Source organism: Oceanospirillum beijerinckii DSM 7166, assembly GCF_000422425.1.
In the GTDB taxonomy this organism is placed as follows: domain Bacteria; phylum Pseudomonadota; class Gammaproteobacteria; order Pseudomonadales; family Halomonadaceae; genus Oceanospirillum; species Oceanospirillum beijerinckii.
This window is the reverse complement of the sequence record NZ_KE383829.1, coordinates 64,466-81,904: the sequence shown is the minus strand read 5'-3', so window position 1 is coordinate 81,904 and position 17,439 is coordinate 64,466. Positions and strand designations below refer to the sequence as shown.

The following is a 17,439-nucleotide window of genomic DNA, read 5'->3' as shown; positions in this document are numbered from 1 at the left end:
CCGGCTTTTAGGTTATTTTGATACAAGTGATCCGCTTTACACCGCCAGATACTCCATTTAGAGTAAGTCCTATTTACTGGTATGAGTAAATACACCATCCCAATCATCCCCCGGAGGCGCCTCACGGTAGTGCTGAACTCGCTCAAGATAGACATCGTAAAGCAGATGCTGATCCACTTCCTTTAACTCATTCAGCAAACGCTCTGCATAGCCCCACTGCTGATTTTTGAAAAACTCCAAAGCCTGATGAAACTTTTCTAAGTTTTCAGTGGTTTTTTGATCCAGCATACCTTTCAGGCCTATCGGCTCGAAGATAGCAACCGGTTCATGCTTACCTTTTACCCTTACCAGATCCAATTGACGGTATTCGTACTCAGAAGCCGCTGCAGCGGTTGTTTCACTCACCATAAGGTCTACACCATATTGTTTGGTCAAACCTTCCAGACGGGAGCCCAGGTTCACTGCATCACCTAAAACGGTATAAGCCATACGGAACTCAGACCCCATGTTCCCTACATTCATCATCCCGATATTCAGACCAACACCGATTCGCAGCTCAGGCCAGCCTCTTTTTTTAAACTCAGGACCCAGTTCATGCATCACCCTGATCATCTCAAGCCCTGCCTTTACACCATGACTGGCATGCTTAGGATCATTTAGTGGGGCGCCCCAGAACGCCATCACTGCATCCCCCATGTACTTATCAATGGTTCCCCTGTGATCATGAATCACACCTGTGATGGGTGTTAGAAAAGCGTTCATCAGACGGGTGAGCTCTTCTGGAGTCAGACCTTCAGAAATCGTAGTAAAACCCCGTACATCAGAAAAGAGTACCGTCATATCCCGGCTTTCACCCTCCAGACTGATACTACCAGGATCCTGATCCATCTCATCTACTAGCTCAGGTGGCACATACTGACCAAATAGCCGGGTCAACTGGCGCTTACCCCTAGACTCAATCAAATAGCCGTAGGCCAACTGATAGGCAATAATAGAGGCACTCAGCAATAAAGGTGTTGCTAATGGAAAAACCCAATTGTAGTCGGTCCATAACCAGAGATTACCCGACCAGATACAGATAAAAATCAGACTACCGCCCACCAGGATAAAGATAGGCTGCACCCTAGGCAGAGCAAAAGTGAGTAGCAAACCAAGCACAATAATCAGCAGAATCTCACCACCAATCGTGTAAGCCGGTTGATGCTTAAAGGATTGATGCAAGATACCGGCAATCAGGTTAGCGTGCACCTCAACCCCAGGATACACACTCTCAATAGGCGTGGTCCGCAAATCCAATAAGCCTGGTGCACTGGCACCAAACAGCACGATAGCTCCTTCCAGCTTCTCTTTAGGCACGGTCTGGCGGAACACATCAATCACAGAGATATATTCAAAGGTTCCTCTGCCTCCGTGATAAGGTACTAAAGCCCCCCCGTGGTTATCCACAGGGATCTGAAAGCCGCCAATATCCAGCGCCTCCAGCAGAGGGTTTTCCTCATCGCCACTGACAATCATTTCAACAGGTGGGTTATCCAACAGGCTGCGCACAACACCTAGCGATAACGATTGAAAGTATTGGCCTTTGTACTCCTGCAACATAGGAACTTTACGGAATACACCATCATCACCTACCAAGGGATTATCAAAGAAGCCTCCTGACATCGCACTGCTTTGTAAGATAGGCTGATTGGCAGAGAAGCGGTGAGCTTTAGGGATGGGAAAATACTTAGGCTCAATTGGACTGACAATCTCTAAAGATGCTGGCAGCTGACCAACGGAAGGCGTTTGCTCTTCAGGCTCCTGATCCATATAAAAACCTAATACCGCAGGAATCTGAGAGAGCAGGTCAGCAAACTGCCTATCACCATTCATCTCTTCAATCAAAGGCTCCAGGGTGTCTTTCAACTCAGGTCTTTGTGCCAGCATATTGGTCAACACTTCATTCGCCCCCTGCCGATCAGGCTCGGCAAAGACGATATCGAAGCCAATTGTACTGATCTCATACTCAGAAAAGAGAATGTAGAGCATCTGAGCGATATATTCCCTGGGCCAGGGAAACTGACCGATCTCCCGCAGACTGTCTTCATCAATATCCACAATCACAATTTGAGGATCGCCTTCATTTGGCAGCGTTTGATTGATACGGATATCATAGGTGAGCTGCTCAATGCGGCTGAAAACCGAGAAACTCCAGTAACCGGTAGCATGCAAAAGAAAAATCAGCATGATAAGCAGGCTACCTGCCGGGCGAATCAGTCGAAGAAGAGTTTTGGGTGCTGATGTCATGCCGATATCCAATAATTGATGATAAAGACGTCCCCTATCATACCAACTTCTGCCAGCCAGCATTGGAGACTTTCTCATCCGATGCATGACTCAATGATCTAACATCAGGTATGCAAAGAAATATCAGGGGCGATATAGATTAAGGGTATCACAGGCTTATTACCTGGAAGCGGAATTTATCCCGTTGCATCTATTTTTGGCAGGCATAAAAAAACCGCTCATTGAGCGGTTTTTTTAATATGGTGGCTATGGCGGGACTTGAACCTGCGACCCCAGCATTATGAGTGCTGTGCTCTAACCAACTGAGCTACATAGCCTAAATCTGTGGAAAAACTGTTAACAACCTGTTCCAGTCATTGAACAACTTTTCTGAAAATGGTGGCTATGGCGGGACTTGAACCTGCGACCCCAGCATTATGAGTGCTGTGCTCTAACCAGCTGAGCTACATAGCCAATTTCGGGTGCAGATTATAAGGATATCTGCACCACGTGCAAGCTTTATTTTATAATTATATGAAAAAGATTATACATTGAAGCGGAAGTGGATCACGTCGCCATCCTGAACGATGTAATCTTTACCTTCCAGACGCCATTTTCCAGCCTCTTTTGCACCTTGCTCGCCCTTGTATTCGACAAACTCATTGTAACCTACGATTTCAGCACGGATAAAGCCGCGTTGGAAGTCAGTATGGATCACACCAGCAGCCTCAGGGGCGGTAGCACCCACTTTAACGGTCCAGGCACGGACTTCTTTTACGCCTGCAGTAAAGTAAGTCTGTAGGCCCAGCAGGCCGTAACCGGCACGGATAACACGATCCAGACCCGGCTCTTCCATTCCCATATCAGCCAGGAACATTTCACGCTCTTCGTCGTCCAGCTCTGCAATCTCTGCTTCCAGCTTGTTGCATACCGGTACTACGATAGCATCTTCATCTGCTGCAATACCTTTTACCACATCCAGATAAGGGTTGTTTTCAAAACCGTCTTCGTCCACGTTGGCGATATACATGGTCGGCTTAACGGTCAGGAAGTTATAAGATTTTAGCTGCTTACGTTCATCATCGCTCAGGCCAAAGCTGCGCAGCGGCTTGCCTTCTTCCAGGTGTGGCTGGATTTTTTCCAGCAACTCTTTCTGGGCTTTAGCTTCTTTGTCGCCACTCTTAGCGATCTTAGTGTAACGATGAATCGCTTTTTCAACCGATTCCAGATCCGCCAGAGCCAGCTCCATATTGATGATTTCAATATCGGCCGCCGGATCAACACGATTGGCTACGTGAATCACGTTTTCATTTTCGAAACAGCGTACCACGTGAGCGATAGCATCGGTTTCACGGATATTAGCCAGGAATTTGTTACCCAGGCCTTCACCCTTAGAAGCCCCTTCAACCAGACCGGCGATATCCACAAATTCCATGGTCGTTGGTAACACTTTTTCCGGGTTTACGATCTCAGCCAGTACATCCAGACGCGGATCCGGCATAGGTACGATGCCAGTATTCGGCTCAATGGTACAGAATGGGAAGTTCTCGGCATCAATGCCAGACTTGGTTAAAGCATTAAACAGAGTCGATTTACCTACGTTAGGCAGGCCGACGATACCACAGTTAAAACCCATGATGGTGATCCTGATTGCGTGGTTGAAACGGCATCAGGCAAGGAGGAGGGATCAGGCGGATTTGAAGCTGTGCAATCGATTCATCGCCGCAGGCCACTGACCTGCCACAGCGTCTGGTAGGGCTCTTATCGCTTCATCGATACAGTCATTCAGAGCATCTTGCTCTGCCTTAGGCGCACGGCCCAGCACATATCCGGTGACCTTATCACTACTGCCCGGATGGCCGATTCCAAGCCGTAAACGGTTGAAACCTTTATTATTGCCAAGTTTGCTGATGATATCCCGCAAACCATTATGACCGCCATGTCCGCCCCCGCTTTTAAAGCGTGCCGTGCCAGGAGGAATATCCAGCTCGTCATGGGCAACCAGTACGGATTCAACAGGGATTTTATAGAAATTGCACACAGCCGCAACGGCTTGTCCACTGCGATTCATAAAGGTGGTGGGAATCAGGAGATGAAGGTCTTGACCTTCAAAGCGGGCCTTGGCATAGAGCCCATGGTATTTCTTCTCAAGACGAAGGGAGGTACCGCAGTACCCCGCCAACGCCTCGATAAACCAGGCTCCGGCATTGTGTCGTGTTTGCTCATACTCTGTACCCGGGTTCGCCAGGCCAACGATCAGCTGAATACCACTCATACCGGAACCTCTAGAAGATTACTCTTCTTCTGCTGCTTCTTCTGCAGCCGCACCCTTAGGAGCGTTTACAGATACTACGCCAGTGTCGTGATCTGCGCCTTTAGCCAGCTCAACGATTTGAGCACCAGCAGGCAGTTTCAGGTCAGACAGGTGAATAGTAGTGCCACGAGCAACGTTAGTCATATCAACGTTGATAAACGCAGGCAACTGGCTAGGCAGTGCGCGTACTTCAACTTCAGACAGGTTGTGCTGAATTACACCACCTTGAGTCTTAACGCCTTTACAGTTCGCTTCGTTCAGGAAGTGAATTGGTACGTGTACCGTTACTTTGCAGTCTTCGCTTACGCGCTGGAAGTCAGCGTGCAGGATAACTTCTTTGAATGGGTGACGTTGCAGATCTTTCAGGATCACCTGCTCGTTTTCACCACCTTCAACATTCAGGTCCAGAATGTGAGTGTAGAATGCTTCGTTTTCCAGCTTTTTGAACAGCTCTTTCATCTCGATAGAGATAGAAACAGGCTCTTTACCCAGACCGTAGATGATACCAGGAGTAGTACCTTCCAGACGACGCAGGCGGCGGCTCGCACCTTTCCCCTTGTCGCTGCGTACTGCAACGTTTAAAGCGAAATCAGACATGATGAATTTCCTCAGGTTTTACAATATAAAAACGCTGACTTCCGCGACCAGAAATCAGCGTTAGGGTTAAAATCGTTACGTATTAGCGAAACATAGCGCTAATGGATTCCTCATTGCTGACACGACGTACTGCCTCAGCCAATAGGCCGGACAGGGTCAGCTGACGGATTTTGCCACACTTAATTGCAGCATCAGTCAGAGGAACAGTATCTGTGATGATCAATTCATCCAGCACAGAGTTACGCAGGTTATCAATGGCTGGACCAGACAGCACCGGGTGAGTAGCATAAGCCACTACGCGCTTGGCACCGTGAGATTTCAGAGCTTCTGCGGCTTTACATAGAGTGCCGGCAGTGTCCACCATATCATCAACCAGAACACAGGTACGGTCCTGAACATCGCCGATGATATGCATCACTTGGGCTTCGTTGGCTTGTGGACGACGCTTGTCGATAATCGCCAGGTCAGCATCGTTCAACTGTTTTGCAATGGCGCGGGCACGTACTACGCCGCCTACGTCTGGAGATACTACTACCAGATCTTCGTAGTTTTGACGCTCAATATCGTCCAGCAGAATAGGGGAACCGTATACGTTATCAACAGGTACTTCGAAGAAGCCCTGGATCTGATCCGCGTGCAGGTCAACAGTCACAACACGGTCTACACCCACAGATACGATCATATCCGCGATCACTTTTGCACTAATAGGTACACGAGCGGAACGAACACGACGATCTTGACGGGCATACCCGAAATAAGGAATTACAGCGGTAATACGCTGGGCAGAAGCACGACGCAGCGCATCAACCATCAGGATCAGTTCCATCAGGTTGTCGTTAGTCGGTACACAGGTCGACTGGATAACAAAAACGTCTTTACCACGTACATTTTCGTTGATTTCTACGGCAATCTCACCGTCGCTGAATTGTCCAACCGTGGCATCACCCAGACGAATATCCAGACAATCAACAACTTTTCGGGCTAACTGGGGGTTTGCGTTCCCCGTAAACACCATTAATTTTGACACGAGTAAACTACCTTTGGAATCAGTCTGACGGGAGTAGCGAGTGCTGTGTAGAAAATGGCTGGGGTACCAGGATTCGAACCTGGGAATGCCGATACCAAAAACCGGTGCCTTACCGCTTGGCGATACCCCAGCTATACAATAGCCATTGGCTATTAAAAGCTTGACTGGATTAAATCTGCTGAGTACTGAGTTTAGTCAGTGCTATGTGCAGAGGGGAAATATTTTTCCCTTGGGTAATAAAACCCCGCCAGCCTATTGGTTTTTTACTAAAAAACTGAGAGGCAGTTTCTACAGTATCAAACCCGGCAAATACACAAGCACCCGTTCCGGTCATCTGTGCTTTGCCATATTGACTTAACCAGTCGAGAGCTTCGGCAACTTCAGGATAAAGCGCTTTAGCGATCGGTTCGCAGTCGTTGTGACCGCCCTGATCAAGAACGCGCGCTATTTTCATTATTTTCGTATCTCTTGTCAACTCTGGATGCGAAAAAATTTCCTGAGTGGAGATATGGCATTGTGGTGTTAGCACGATATACACCTGCTCTTTTGGCTCAATCGGAGTAAGCTGTTCGCCAACACCTTCGGCCCAGGCCGAGAAGCCACGGACAAACACCGGCACATCTGCGCCCAGCCTTAAACCCATTGCTGCAAGTTGATCAATAGACAGGCCCAGCTGCCAAAAATGGTTGAGGCCCAGCAGGGTAGTAGCACAATCGGAACTGCCGCCGCCGATACCTCCACCCATAGGCAAGTTTTTTTCCAGCGTAATGGCTACACCGGGGAAATCTGCCCCCCATTTTTCTTTACAGAAAGGCTCAAGCATACGCGCGGCTTTCATAATCAAGTTATCTTCTGTCGCGACACCAGCCAGATCTGTAATGAGATCGATTGTGCCAAACTCCGCAGAAGCAAAGTGCAGCTGATCAGCAATATCCAAAAACTGAAACAAGGTTTGTAGCAGATGATAACCATCGTCCCGTCGCCCCACGATATGCAGCATCAGATTTAATTTTGCGGGAGCCGGTAAGGTGAAGTTTTGACTTGATAAAGTTGTTGCTGAGTTCGAGGGTGTGCTGGACATAATCACGATATTCCGAGAATGCTTCAGTTATTGCGGAGTTATCTGCAGGGAATTAAATTTTTCCTTCTACCTTCTATATGTAGCGGTAACATGTCTTGAGAAGATGTTGCCGCTATATCTATATATAGCTGTAAGCAGAGGTAGGCTGTGCCGCATCTTAATGTTGAAGATTAGGCCTTGATATTCAAAAGACTAAAAGCGCTTTATTGGGCCTTCAGTAAAGCCACCTGCTGATCACTGATCTGCCACTGATTAATGATAAAGGTCAGTTGCAGCTGCTCTTTTTTGATCTTCATACGACCCGGCAGCGCAGGCTGATACTGGGTATGGTAGCGATCATAGTTGATCTCCCAACCATCCTGAATCATGCGTGCCAGCTGCTGTTTCTCATTGCTCTGAGTTTGATAGTCACTACCTGGTGCCGGCAGGGTGCGTATCCAATAGAACAGATGGCTTAATGGCAGATCCCAGCCAAAGTGGGTATGTAGTAGGTCTTCCGGTGTACGGCCTATATAAGGAGGCTGTTCCGGTAGAGATAACTTAACCCGATAGGGACTACCCTGAATCGTCGCACCGGTTTGACCCAGCGGGCCGCTAAGTACGATATTATAAAGCGGGCCGTCTTGCTGCCAGACGATATTGGCGCTATCGGAATCATCTGCCGTTTTAATACGGATCTTGCCACTCACTTGCCAATGGGTCAGGCGACTCAACGTTTCTGTATGCTGTTGCATATAACCGTCTTCAGTCTGCTCTAGTTTCTGCGTGCTGCCACAGCCTGTCATCAGCACACTCAGGCTAAGAATCAGCAAAGCCAGGTATTTCATTAAGCATCAGTCTCTTTGTCTGTATTACTGTTTATTTTGTTATCAAAGGGATAGTCGTTATCCAGTGCATTTTTAAGCTCAGGGAAGCGCAGTAGCACCTGTTCTATTAATTCATGCTCAGGGAAGGGTTGAACCGCCTCCTGTAACAATGCGATAGCTTCTTCCTTGTGACCCGCAACCCAATAAGTTTCGAGCAAGTGGCTGGCGATTTCCTCATCCTGCATTTCATCATACGCTTGTTGCAGAAAGAGTATCGCTTCATTGAGCTGACCCAGTTTAAAGTAGGCCCAACCCAGGCTGTCGGTGATAGCCGGATCACCGGGCTTTAGCGCATAGGCTTTGCGCACCAGCAGCAGGGCTTCGGAATAACGGTCCGTATATTCTGCCAGGGTATAACCCAATGTATTCAGCACCATGGCATTATTGGGCTCGGTTTCCAAAATCAGACGAAGATCTGCCTCCATAGATACAAGATCTTTTAACTGCAGGGCTAACATGGCGCGGGCATAAAGCAGCTCATAATCATTACCCAGCGTATTGACTGCTTCGGTCAGTACACCATAAGCCTGATCGGTTTCATGAACACCTTGCAACAGTTCACTTTCAATCAGATAGAGCTTTACCCTTTGCTCAGGATGGTTGAGACGGATGCGAGCCAGGTGCACACGGGCATCATCGATCTTTCCTCTTTGAATCTGTATACGGGCAGCTCTGGCATGAGCCTGAAGAAAGTCTTTACCGCCCTCCACTTCCTGATAATGGAAGATAGCACCTTCAATATCCTGCTGCTGTTCTGCCAAACGCCCCAGATAGTAGTGAGCAGAATGGGTTTCCTGCTGATTGGCCAACAGCTTTTCCAATTCTTGCTTAGCCTGCTCAAGCAAGCCGCTTTCCATCAGGATCAGCGCCAGAGACAAGGTCAGCTGCCCGTTTTCCGGATGTTTATCAGAGATCTGGTTAAACACCTCTTTTGCTTCTTCTATCTGACCATCTTTTAACAATGCCCGAGCCAGTGCCAATTGTAAGCGAAGATTATTCGGGTACTGCTTAATCCCTTGCCTTAAGACTTTCAGACCGTCAGAAACGGTGGATACTTGTCCGGTCAAACCGGATTTCAGCAAGATAGCGCTGATATCATCGGCTTTAATGGCTAGCGCCTGATCTACGGCTTTCAGGGCGTCGATATACTCACCTTTAAAGGTTAACAGTTGAGCAATAGCGGTCAGTAGATCAGCTTGCTGAGGAAACTCAGGGCGCAAACTCTGTAGGTTGATGAGTAACTCTTCACGGATCGCAGGAGCTTTGCGCTCACTCTGGCTGGCCAGATAGCTGAAGTGAGTTTTCTCACCTAACTCCAGTAAACGCTTTTGGTGTTCAAAGGCCGCCAGTAGATCCCCCTGTTGGACCAGTAGGGTGGAGTTGATGCGATGGGCTTCAAGATTATCCGGCGCGCTCTCACTCCAGAAGGCCGCTGCTTCGACTGCGGAATCATTATCCCCGGCGTATTGAGCAATATAGGTGGCGCGTCGGGCCAGGCTGGGCTCCTGAAGACGAATCGCTTGCTCCAGATAAACACGCAGGGCGTAGTCGACCTGATCTCTTTGACCGGCGATCTCCGCTGATAGCAGAGCCGTCACACCTTCCGCGTCCAGCCCTTGAATTGGAGGCAAAGGGGTTTGTGGTGTCGCTTGAACGGCAGAGGCCTGTGTTTGTGATACATCATCCGGGCTCTGAGTCATAGACTGACAGCCGGTCAGTAATAATAAACACGCCAAAAGAGGGGAGCTAAAACCTCGCATTACGCTTTCCTGATCTGCATGAGTCGGTGGCAGTCTGGCCGACAAATTTTTATCTAACTGCTGATATTGAGATGACACAATACACTTTCAGTTCCCGCTTTCATAGAACATCATCGAACAAGAACATCGTTATCGCAGGCTGCCAGAGTTGAGTCATAGTTTGCCAGCACTCACCTTTTAGTACGATAGCCAGTTGCGTGTCAGTTGCTGACACTTGTGCTATTATCCTCGCCCTCTTCTATAGCAGAGTTTTTTTGTGGTTATGCACATAGGCTTTACCCTTATATCTGTTTATAGATAGACGTACTTAAGAGCCGGGCAGGGCCCGTTTGGGCCAGGTCATATCAGGCTTGGGGTTTTTACTGGGTTTAATAAAACCCTTGTTCAGAGCTAAATCGGTACAGATAGTCCTGCTATGAGTCTGCTTGCATTTGGAATCAATCACAAAACTGCTCCGGTCGAGATTCGGGAAAGGGTTGCCTTTACCCCGGAACAGCTCGAAGGCGCCTTCCTGCAGCTTAAGCAGCATCCTTCTATTAGTGAGGCTACGGTTGTGTCTACCTGTAACCGCACGGAGCTTTACTGTGTTGTCGAAGGTGAAGAGGCCGGGCTGGTACTGGAGTGGATCAGCCAGTTCCATCAGTTGGATCTCGCTGACCTGGCCCGTTACAGCTATGAATACCTGGGTGAACATGCTGCCCGTCATCTGATGCGGGTGTCCTGCGGTTTGGACTCCATGGTTCTGGGTGAACCCCAGATTCTCGGTCAGATCAAAGATGCCTTCCTGAATGCTCAGGATAACGGTCTGGTGGGCAAAGAGCTGAATCAGCTATTCCAGCAGTCCTTTTCTGTCGCCAAACAAGTGCGTACTAAAACCGCTATCGGTGAGAACCCTGTTTCAGTCGCCTATGCCGCAGTCAACTTGGCGCAGCGTATTTTTTCGGATCTAGCCAAAAGCCGGGCACTGTTGATTGGTGCCGGTGAGACCATCGAACTGGTGGCCCGTCATTTAAGAAATGCCGGTGTCCGGGATATGGTGGTAGCCAACCGGACTCTAGGCAGGGCTCAGGCGTTGGCCGAAGAGTTTAATGGTGAAGCGGTATTATTGGGGGATATCCCTCATCAGCTGGAACGGGCGGATATTGTGATCGCCTCCACCGCCAGCCAGCTGCCCATTCTCGGTAAGGGTGCCGTTGAACGGGCACTGAAGGTGAGAAAACACCGCCCGATCTTTATGGTGGATATCGCCGTACCTCGTGATATCGAGCCTCAGGTAGGCGATCTGGATGATGTCTACCTATATAGCGTGGATGATCTGCGCGAGGTCATTGAAGAGAACCTGCGCAGCCGTCAGGAAGCCGCCGAGCAGGCTGAAGAACTGGTATTAGCCGGTGTGCAGGATTTCCTGCAATCCCGTAAAGCCCGTGGTGCCGGTCAAATGATTGGCGAGCTGCGCCAGAAGACCGAGCAACTGCGCCAGCAAGAGCTGGATAAAGCCCTGCAACAGCTGCAAAACGGCCAGGACCCGGAGCAGGTGCTGAAGCGTTTCGCTCAGAGTCTGACCAATAAATTCCTGCACGAACCGACCGTACAGTTGCGTCAGGCTTCCGCCGACGAGCGCACTGACCTGCTGGATAACGCACGCACCCTATTCGCGCTGGATTAGCTGCTTTAACTCACCTCTGTTTTAGGCAGGTTGCCAGATCAAAACTGTGCTGCCTGCTGACCTCGAATGACTGTCTTATTCTTTACTTAATCATTTATACACTAATCGCCTTGATTTAAGTGCGATGGGGAAGAATCACTATGAAACCGTCTATTCTTGCCAAGTTAGATCTGCTGAAAGATCGCTTTGAAGAGCTGCAGGCACTGCTGAGCGATGCAGAAATTATCTCTGATCAGAATAAATTCCGCACCTACTCTCAGGAGTACTCCGAGCTGGAACCAGTGGTACAAACCTTCAATCATTATCAGCAAGTACTGGACAATATTGAAGAAGCCAAGCTGATGATGGATGACGGCGACGCTGAAATGCGCGAAATGGCGCAGGAAGAGATCGAAACCGGTAAAGAGGAGCTGGGAACTCTGGAGCTGGATCTGCAAAAACTGCTGCTGCCAAAAGATCCTAACGATGAGCGTAACGTCTTTTTGGAAATTCGTGCCGGAACCGGTGGTGATGAAGCAGCGATTTTCTCCGGCGACCTGTTCCGTATGTACTCCCGCTTTGCTGAGAAGAAACGCTGGAAGGTGGAAATTGTCAGCCAGAATGAAGGTGAGCACGGTGGGTTTAAAGAGATTATCACCCGCATCACCGGTGACCGTGTTTACTCCCAGCTGAAGTTTGAATCCGGTGCGCACCGTGTACAGCGTGTACCTGCCACGGAATCTCAGGGCCGTATTCACACGTCTGCCTGTACCGTAGCGGTTATGGCAGAAGCCGATGCTGTGGGTGACGTAGATATTAACCCTGCTGATCTGCGTATCGATACCTTCCGCTCCTCCGGTGCCGGTGGTCAGCACGTAAACACCACGGATTCTGCAATCCGTATTACTCACTTACCCACAGGTACTGTGGTGGAGTGCCAGGACGAACGCTCTCAACACAAGAACAAAGCAAAAGCAATGTCGCTGCTGGTATCCCGTATTCAACAGGCTGCAGAAGATAAAGCAGCGAAAGAGCAGTCCGATGCCCGTCGTAATCTGGTGGGTAGTGGCGACCGCTCGGAGCGTATCCGTACTTATAATTATCCACAGGGCCGCGTCACCGATCACCGTATCAACCTGACGCTGTACAAGCTGGATGAAGTGATGGAAGGCGCGCTGCACGAGATCGTTGATCCTCTGGTAGCTGAGCACCAAGCGGATCAGCTGGCTGCACTCAGCGATTAGCCCTTATACCAAACCGGATAAGTAGTTGTAGGTCGGAAAAGCCGCAAGGCGCCTTCCGACAATTATCCGATATCGGAGTCAGTGTCGGATGGCGTTTCGCTTATTCAACCTTGATACAAACCTATTCGATATCAAAAAGCGTATCGGGAATGGTATTAGTGCTGCATGGGGTGATTTTAAGCGGCTTTGTTTAGCCGCTTAAGTCAATCCATAAGCTCAAGTAACGCTATAAATAGCTCAATACGGTTAGCCCATTAGATCCGTCAGATCTATATCACTTGAGAAGGTAATAGAAGCATGGCAGCACTGCCCGATATCCAGCAAGCATTAGCGAAGGCGTGTGAGTTATTACAGCAAGCCGATCAAGTATCCGATACCGTGCGCCTGGATGCAGAGCTGCTATTAGCTGATGTGATGGGAAAAGACCGGACCTGGCTGTATACCTGGTCCGATAAGCTACTGACACTGGAGCAATGGCAAAAATATCAGGCCTTGCTCGCCGAGCGCGCCATCGGACAGCCGGTGGCTTATCTGATCGGCTATCGTGAGTTTTGGGGCTTAAACCTTAAGGTTAGCCCCGATACCCTGATCCCCCGCCCCGATACCGAGGCTTTGGTTGAACAGGTGCTATCACTGCTACCCCAGAATGAGGCCTGTATTGCAGATCTGGGCACAGGCACAGGGGCCATTGCGCTGGCGCTGGCCAGTGAAAAGCCAGATTGGCAGGTGTACGCCTGTGACTATCAACCTGGAGCAGTGGCGCTAGCGACGCAAAACCGTGATCAACTGGGTTTAAAGCAGGTTAAGGTGCTGCAATCGGATTGGTGCCAGGCTTTGCCAGATAACGCGTTTGATCTAATCGTCAGCAACCCACCTTATATTGAAGCGGACGATCCTCATCTGTCTCAGGGCGATGTACGTTTTGAGCCGCTATCGGCATTAACCTCAGGCCCTGATGGTCTGGATGATATTCGTGTCATCTGCCAGCAAAGCCAACGCTGTTTAAAACAGGGTGGCTGGTTATTGCTGGAGCACGGTTATAACCAAGCAGCTGCAGTGCAGGAAATTATGCTAGGCAATGGTTATAAAGAGGTGGCCAGCCTGCAGGATCTAGCAGGGGTTGATCGGGCAACTTATGGTCGCTGGTAAACTTATCCTATAGTGAAAAACTCTGGATAGATCGGTGTAACCCGGTCATAGGCAGAGGTTTTCACCTGATTCAAAGCAGCTAACAATAAAGTATTAGTGTTTTACCCCCTGAGAAGCCTTGAATTCTATTGCAGCTTAACGCTAAGCTTAATCAGCAAGAATTGCTGGGATAAAGATAATAACCAGCAAAACATTCTGAACTGATGAGACGTTTCGACCCGCTATGAAACCTTCAAAACCACGCGCGCTTGATCGCATCGACCTAAAAATTCTGGCCTGCCTGCAGGAAAATGCCCGTATCTCTTACGTAGATCTGGCAAACCAAGTTGGCCTGTCCACTACTCCATGTCTGGAACGTGTTAAGCGTTTAGAGCGCAATGAGGTAATTAAAGGCTACAAGGCCCTGCTAAACCCTAAGTATCTGAGAGCTAATCTACTGGTATTTGTTGAGATCAGTCTGGAAACTCAGTCTTCCGCTGTATTCGATGAGTTCCGTCGTGCAGTATCCAAACAGCCTCAGATTCAGGAATGCCACCTAGTATCCGGTCAGTTTGACTATATCCTGAAATGCCGTATTCCAGAGATGTCAGCTTATCGTCAACTACTGGAAGATGTGGTGCTGACGCTACCCGGCGTAAAAGAATCCAAGAGCTATGTAGTGATGGAAGAAGTAAAAGAAGACGCTTCTATCTATGTACCGGATTTGGCTGAATTTGAAGATAATCAGCTGACCTGATCATCTTCAACATGCTGTTTTAGCATGTTCTTCCCAGCATATGCCTATGAACATCAAAAGGCATAAACAGAGCCCTATATTTTCCGGCCTGATGGCTGCAAAATATAGGGCTTCTTTGTTTTAAAACACTGACCCTAAATACAGGTAGTACAAGGTTATGAATGATCAGCACCTGCTGAGATACAGCCGTCAGATTATGTTACCGGAAGTTGATATTGCCGGTCAGCAACGTCTGATGGATGCCCGTGTATTAATTATAGGCATGGGTGGATTGGGTTCTCCTGTTGCGCTTTATCTGGCTGCAGCAGGTGTCGGGGCTCTGGTTATCAGCGACTTCGATGAAGTGGATCACTCCAATCTGCAGCGCCAGATTGCTCATGGTGAAGAGGATGTAGGTCGCTTAAAGGTTGATTCTGCCCGCGAGGCGATTCACGCCATTAACCCTGAGTGCCAGGTAATTACCATACCAGAGAAGCTAACCAGTGATCAGCTGATGCAGCAGGTGATTCTGAATGACCTGGTGATCGATTGCAGTGATCGTTTCTCAACCCGCTTCGAGATCAATCGCTACTGTGTTGAGATGCAGACTCCTCTGGTTTCCGGCGCTGCTATTCAGTTTGGTGGTCAGCTAGCGGTGTTTGATTCGCGCAAACCGGATAGCCCATGCTACCGCTGCCTGTATGAAGAGGGTGAGGATGAAGAGTTACGCTGTGCCGAAAACGGTGTCATTGCGCCTCTGGTTGGCGTTATTGGCAGCATGCAGGCACTGGAAGCGGTAAAGATTCTGTCAGGTGCCGGTGAAACAGCAATAGGTCGCTTAATGGCGTTTGATGGTCTAAACAGCCAATGGCGCAGTATGAAACTGAGCAAAGACCCTGAGTGCCCTGTTTGTTCAGGCAAATAGGCGCAGATATTGAACCTGTTCACGAAACCTTCGCCACCATTGAACCTTTTTCAATGGAACCGTTTTCAATAGTGGCAAACAAAAAAGCCCGGTATCGACCTTAATACCGGGCAAGGCTTGATTGCTTATCACAACCACTTCTGAAAAGGTTTTCTCTTAGAGAGACTGCTTATCAATTTATTCTGATCGACGCCCTCGACTTAGATTGAGCTGGTCAGGAAGGTTGTTTTCTTCCTGACTTCTGCATCAGGTGTGCTGAGAACAAACTGGATCTCGCTTCTGGGCTGTTGCGCCTGATTGGTACAGACTCGATAGGTGCGCCAGGCTGCATTATCCGTGTGAATATTGATCTCTGGTTGACCATGTAGCTGCAGATTATCCAAACCCTCAACCGAAACCTGTACCTGATTAATGCCGTTATCAAACGCCTCTACCTTCAGGTAGTAGTTATTACATACGGTTCCACTATCCACCTTGGTGTATAACTGAAGACGATCACGACGCACTTCTACCAGTAGATCCAGGGTATTCATAAAGCCAAACAGTACCGCAACGATCGAACAGGCCACCACCGAAGCATAACCTGCCAGTTTCGGGCGTAATAAACTGGCCAGCCCCGATTTGGCTTCACTACTGCCCGCAAGCTCAGCTTCTGAGGCAAAACGGATCAGGCCCATTGGTTTACCTATCTTAGCCATCACTTCATCACAGGCATCAATACAGGCACCACAATCGATACAGGCTGCTTGCAGACCATCACGAATATCAATACCTACAGGACAGACCTGCACACAGATATTACAGTCAACGCAGTCGCCTTGCTTGGTACTGGAGCAGCTACTGGCAGTACTATTTACGCTACCGGCACTACTATTTGCGCTACTGACTTCTGCATACTGCACGCCCGTCTGCTGAGCCGCCTTGCGGTTTAAGCGACGAGGTTCTCCGCGATTAAGATCGTAGCTAACGGTGCGGGTGTGAGTGTCAAACATCACGCCCTGAAAGCGGGAGTACGGGCAAGCATGCAGGCAGATCTTTTCCCGCACCAACCCCGCATTCAGGTAGGTCAGAGAGGTCATGCTGATCAGCCAGCCCAGGGTCATTACGGAGGATTCCAGTGTTACCAGATCACCAATCAGCTCACGTACCGGGACAAAGTAACCAGTAAAGGTGATGGTGGTGAACAGCGCAGCCCCCAGCCATAACACATGCTTCAGGATACGACGGGCCAGACGCTTACCGGTCAGCGGCAGCTTGTCATTTTTCGCACGCACATTGGCTTTCCCCTCGGCCCACTGTTCGATACGAATAAACATCCAGGTCCAGATACTTTGCGGGCAGGCAAAGCCACACCACACCCGCCCCCAGGCGACGGCCATAAAGAAGAGCAGGCAGGCTCCGGCAATCATCAGGCCCGCCATGATGGGCAGGTCATGCCAGGATACGATCCAGCCAAACAGGAAAATCTTACGCTCTGCAAAAGAGAAGAACAGCCATGGCTGACCATCCACCTGAATCCAGGCCAAGGCAAAAAACAGTATCAGCAGCGGCCAGCTGATCATGCGCCTTAAGTTCTGGAATCGTCCCTCGATCAAGCGAACATAAAATTTATCTTCTGGCGGTACATAACTTACCGCCTGTTCTGCAGACTCGGTTATCTGGGCAACAGGTATTTTATCCATAGCACTCGGTCTTCTAATCTGGATTCAGGTTGGCGAGAAGATTACCGGGAAATAACTTTTAGGTGCAGGTATAAAAAAATTAAAAATAATAGGCACAGATTATTTTTGTATGCCCAATTTGTATGTCAAAATAGATTCGTGTGATTGACTGTGCTCAGGCATAAAAACA

14 protein-coding genes and 3 tRNA genes are annotated in these 17,439 nt (G+C 49.0%); 5 read left to right on the top strand and 12 right to left on the bottom strand.

Annotation, left to right across the window (positions count from 1 at the left end; translation table 11 throughout):
• Positions 1 to 69: 69 nt before the first annotated feature.
• The 11 genes from H579_RS0120295 to H579_RS0120245 all read right to left on the bottom strand — a co-directional run bounded on the left by H579_RS0120295 (position 70) and on the right by H579_RS0120245 (position 9,910).
• Positions 70 to 2,286: a CHASE2 domain-containing protein gene (locus H579_RS0120295; RefSeq protein ID WP_028302166.1), complete on the bottom strand. Its 2,217-nt coding sequence runs from the start codon at positions 2,284 to 2,286 to the stop codon at positions 70 to 72.
• Between the two features lie 240 nt (positions 2,287 to 2,526).
• Positions 2,527 to 2,603 (bottom strand) — tRNA-Met (locus H579_RS0120290).
• 59 nt (positions 2,604 to 2,662) lie between these two features.
• Positions 2,663 to 2,739: transfer RNA gene (locus tag H579_RS0120285), tRNA-Met, on the bottom strand.
• A gap of 70 nt (positions 2,740 to 2,809) precedes the next feature.
• Entirely contained in the window at positions 2,810 to 3,901 is a 1,092-nt protein-coding gene (gene ychF / locus H579_RS0120280; RefSeq protein ID WP_028302165.1) for a redox-regulated ATPase YchF, read from the bottom strand.
• A gap of 51 nt (positions 3,902 to 3,952) precedes the next feature.
• Positions 3,953 to 4,540 carry an aminoacyl-tRNA hydrolase gene (gene pth / locus H579_RS0120275; protein WP_028302164.1) on the bottom strand — a complete coding sequence of 196 codons (588 nt, stop codon included), beginning with the start codon at positions 4,538 to 4,540 and terminating at the stop codon, positions 3,953 to 3,955.
• 18 nt (positions 4,541 to 4,558) lie between these two features.
• Positions 4,559 to 5,176, bottom strand: coding sequence for a 50S ribosomal protein L25/general stress protein Ctc (locus tag H579_RS0120270; RefSeq protein WP_036567025.1), 618 nt, complete (start codon positions 5,174 to 5,176; stop codon positions 4,559 to 4,561).
• A gap of 82 nt (positions 5,177 to 5,258) precedes the next feature.
• Complete coding sequence (locus H579_RS0120265; RefSeq protein ID WP_028302162.1) at positions 5,259 to 6,203, bottom strand: ribose-phosphate pyrophosphokinase; 945 nt, start codon at positions 6,201 to 6,203, stop codon at positions 5,259 to 5,261.
• A gap of 55 nt (positions 6,204 to 6,258) precedes the next feature.
• Positions 6,259 to 6,333, bottom strand: a tRNA-Gln gene (locus H579_RS0120260).
• Positions 6,334 to 6,372: 39 nt separating this feature from the next.
• Entirely contained in the window at positions 6,373 to 7,284 is a 912-nt protein-coding gene (gene ispE, locus H579_RS26865) for a 4-(cytidine 5'-diphospho)-2-C-methyl-D-erythritol kinase (protein WP_051228081.1), read from the bottom strand.
• A 203-nt stretch (positions 7,285 to 7,487) separates the two neighbouring features.
• Positions 7,488 to 8,111 (bottom strand): lipoprotein insertase outer membrane protein LolB, encoded by a 624-nt coding sequence (lolB, locus tag H579_RS26860; RefSeq protein ID WP_051228078.1) that lies wholly within the window; start codon positions 8,109 to 8,111, stop codon positions 7,488 to 7,490.
• Positions 8,111 to 9,910, bottom strand: a complete 1,800-nt coding sequence (locus tag H579_RS0120245) for a tetratricopeptide repeat protein (protein WP_028302161.1) — start codon at positions 9,908 to 9,910, stop codon at positions 8,111 to 8,113. Before H579_RS0120245 ends, lolB begins: the two co-directional genes overlap by 1 nt.
• 415 nt (positions 9,911 to 10,325) lie before the next feature.
• On the opposite strand from H579_RS0120245, the gene hemA reads away from it, so the two are divergent.
• From hemA to H579_RS0120220, 5 genes are all read left to right on the top strand, one after another.
• Positions 10,326 to 11,576: a glutamyl-tRNA reductase gene (gene hemA / locus H579_RS0120240; RefSeq protein ID WP_028302160.1), complete on the top strand. Its 1,251-nt coding sequence runs from the start codon at positions 10,326 to 10,328 to the stop codon at positions 11,574 to 11,576.
• A 140-nt stretch (positions 11,577 to 11,716) separates the two neighbouring features.
• Positions 11,717 to 12,799: a peptide chain release factor 1 gene (prfA, locus tag H579_RS0120235; RefSeq protein ID WP_028302159.1), complete on the top strand. Its 1,083-nt coding sequence runs from the start codon at positions 11,717 to 11,719 to the stop codon at positions 12,797 to 12,799.
• Positions 12,800 to 13,096: 297 nt separating this feature from the next.
• Positions 13,097 to 13,948 (top strand): peptide chain release factor N(5)-glutamine methyltransferase, encoded by an 852-nt coding sequence (gene prmC, locus H579_RS0120230; protein ID WP_036567020.1) that lies wholly within the window; start codon positions 13,097 to 13,099, stop codon positions 13,946 to 13,948.
• Between the two features lie 223 nt (positions 13,949 to 14,171).
• Positions 14,172 to 14,684 carry an Lrp/AsnC ligand binding domain-containing protein gene (locus tag H579_RS0120225; RefSeq protein WP_028302157.1) on the top strand — a complete coding sequence of 171 codons (513 nt, stop codon included), beginning with the start codon at positions 14,172 to 14,174 and terminating at the stop codon, positions 14,682 to 14,684.
• A gap of 157 nt (positions 14,685 to 14,841) precedes the next feature.
• A complete protein-coding gene (locus H579_RS0120220) occupies positions 14,842 to 15,588 on the top strand; it encodes a HesA/MoeB/ThiF family protein (RefSeq protein WP_028302156.1) in 747 nt (248 codons plus the stop codon).
• 200 nt (positions 15,589 to 15,788) lie between these two features.
• Here the strand turns inward: H579_RS0120220 and ccoG are convergent, their stop codons facing one another.
• Complete coding sequence (ccoG, locus tag H579_RS0120215) at positions 15,789 to 17,270, bottom strand: cytochrome c oxidase accessory protein CcoG (protein ID WP_028302155.1); 1,482 nt, start codon at positions 17,268 to 17,270, stop codon at positions 15,789 to 15,791.
• Positions 17,271 to 17,439: the final 169 nt, after the last annotated feature.

Bases quoted from the DNA above. Each gene is read 5' to 3' on its own strand.
- H579_RS0120220 (WP_028302156.1), top strand. From the start codon at position 14,842: ATGAATGATCAGCACCTGCTGAGATACAGCCGTCAGATTATGTTACCG.
- ychF (WP_028302165.1), bottom strand. From the start codon at position 3,901: ATGGGTTTTAACTGTGGTATCGTCGGCCTGCCTAACGTAGGTAAATCG.
- prfA (WP_028302159.1), top strand. From the start codon at position 11,717: ATGAAACCGTCTATTCTTGCCAAGTTAGATCTGCTGAAAGATCGCTTT.
- hemA (WP_028302160.1), top strand. From the start codon at position 10,326: ATGAGTCTGCTTGCATTTGGAATCAATCACAAAACTGCTCCGGTCGAG.
- ispE (WP_051228081.1), bottom strand. From the start codon at position 7,284: ATGTCCAGCACACCCTCGAACTCAGCAACAACTTTATCAAGTCAAAAC.
- prmC (WP_036567020.1), top strand. From the start codon at position 13,097: ATGGCAGCACTGCCCGATATCCAGCAAGCATTAGCGAAGGCGTGTGAG.
- H579_RS0120295 (WP_028302166.1), bottom strand. From the start codon at position 2,286: ATGACATCAGCACCCAAAACTCTTCTTCGACTGATTCGCCCGGCAGGT.
- ccoG (WP_028302155.1), bottom strand. From the start codon at position 17,270: ATGGATAAAATACCTGTTGCCCAGATAACCGAGTCTGCAGAACAGGCG.
- pth (WP_028302164.1), bottom strand. From the start codon at position 4,540: ATGAGTGGTATTCAGCTGATCGTTGGCCTGGCGAACCCGGGTACAGAG.
- H579_RS0120270 (WP_036567025.1), bottom strand. From the start codon at position 5,176: ATGTCTGATTTCGCTTTAAACGTTGCAGTACGCAGCGACAAGGGGAAA.
- H579_RS0120245 (WP_028302161.1), bottom strand. From the start codon at position 9,910: ATGCGAGGTTTTAGCTCCCCTCTTTTGGCGTGTTTATTATTACTGACC.
- lolB (WP_051228078.1), bottom strand. From the start codon at position 8,111: ATGAAATACCTGGCTTTGCTGATTCTTAGCCTGAGTGTGCTGATGACA.
- H579_RS0120225 (WP_028302157.1), top strand. From the start codon at position 14,172: ATGAAACCTTCAAAACCACGCGCGCTTGATCGCATCGACCTAAAAATT.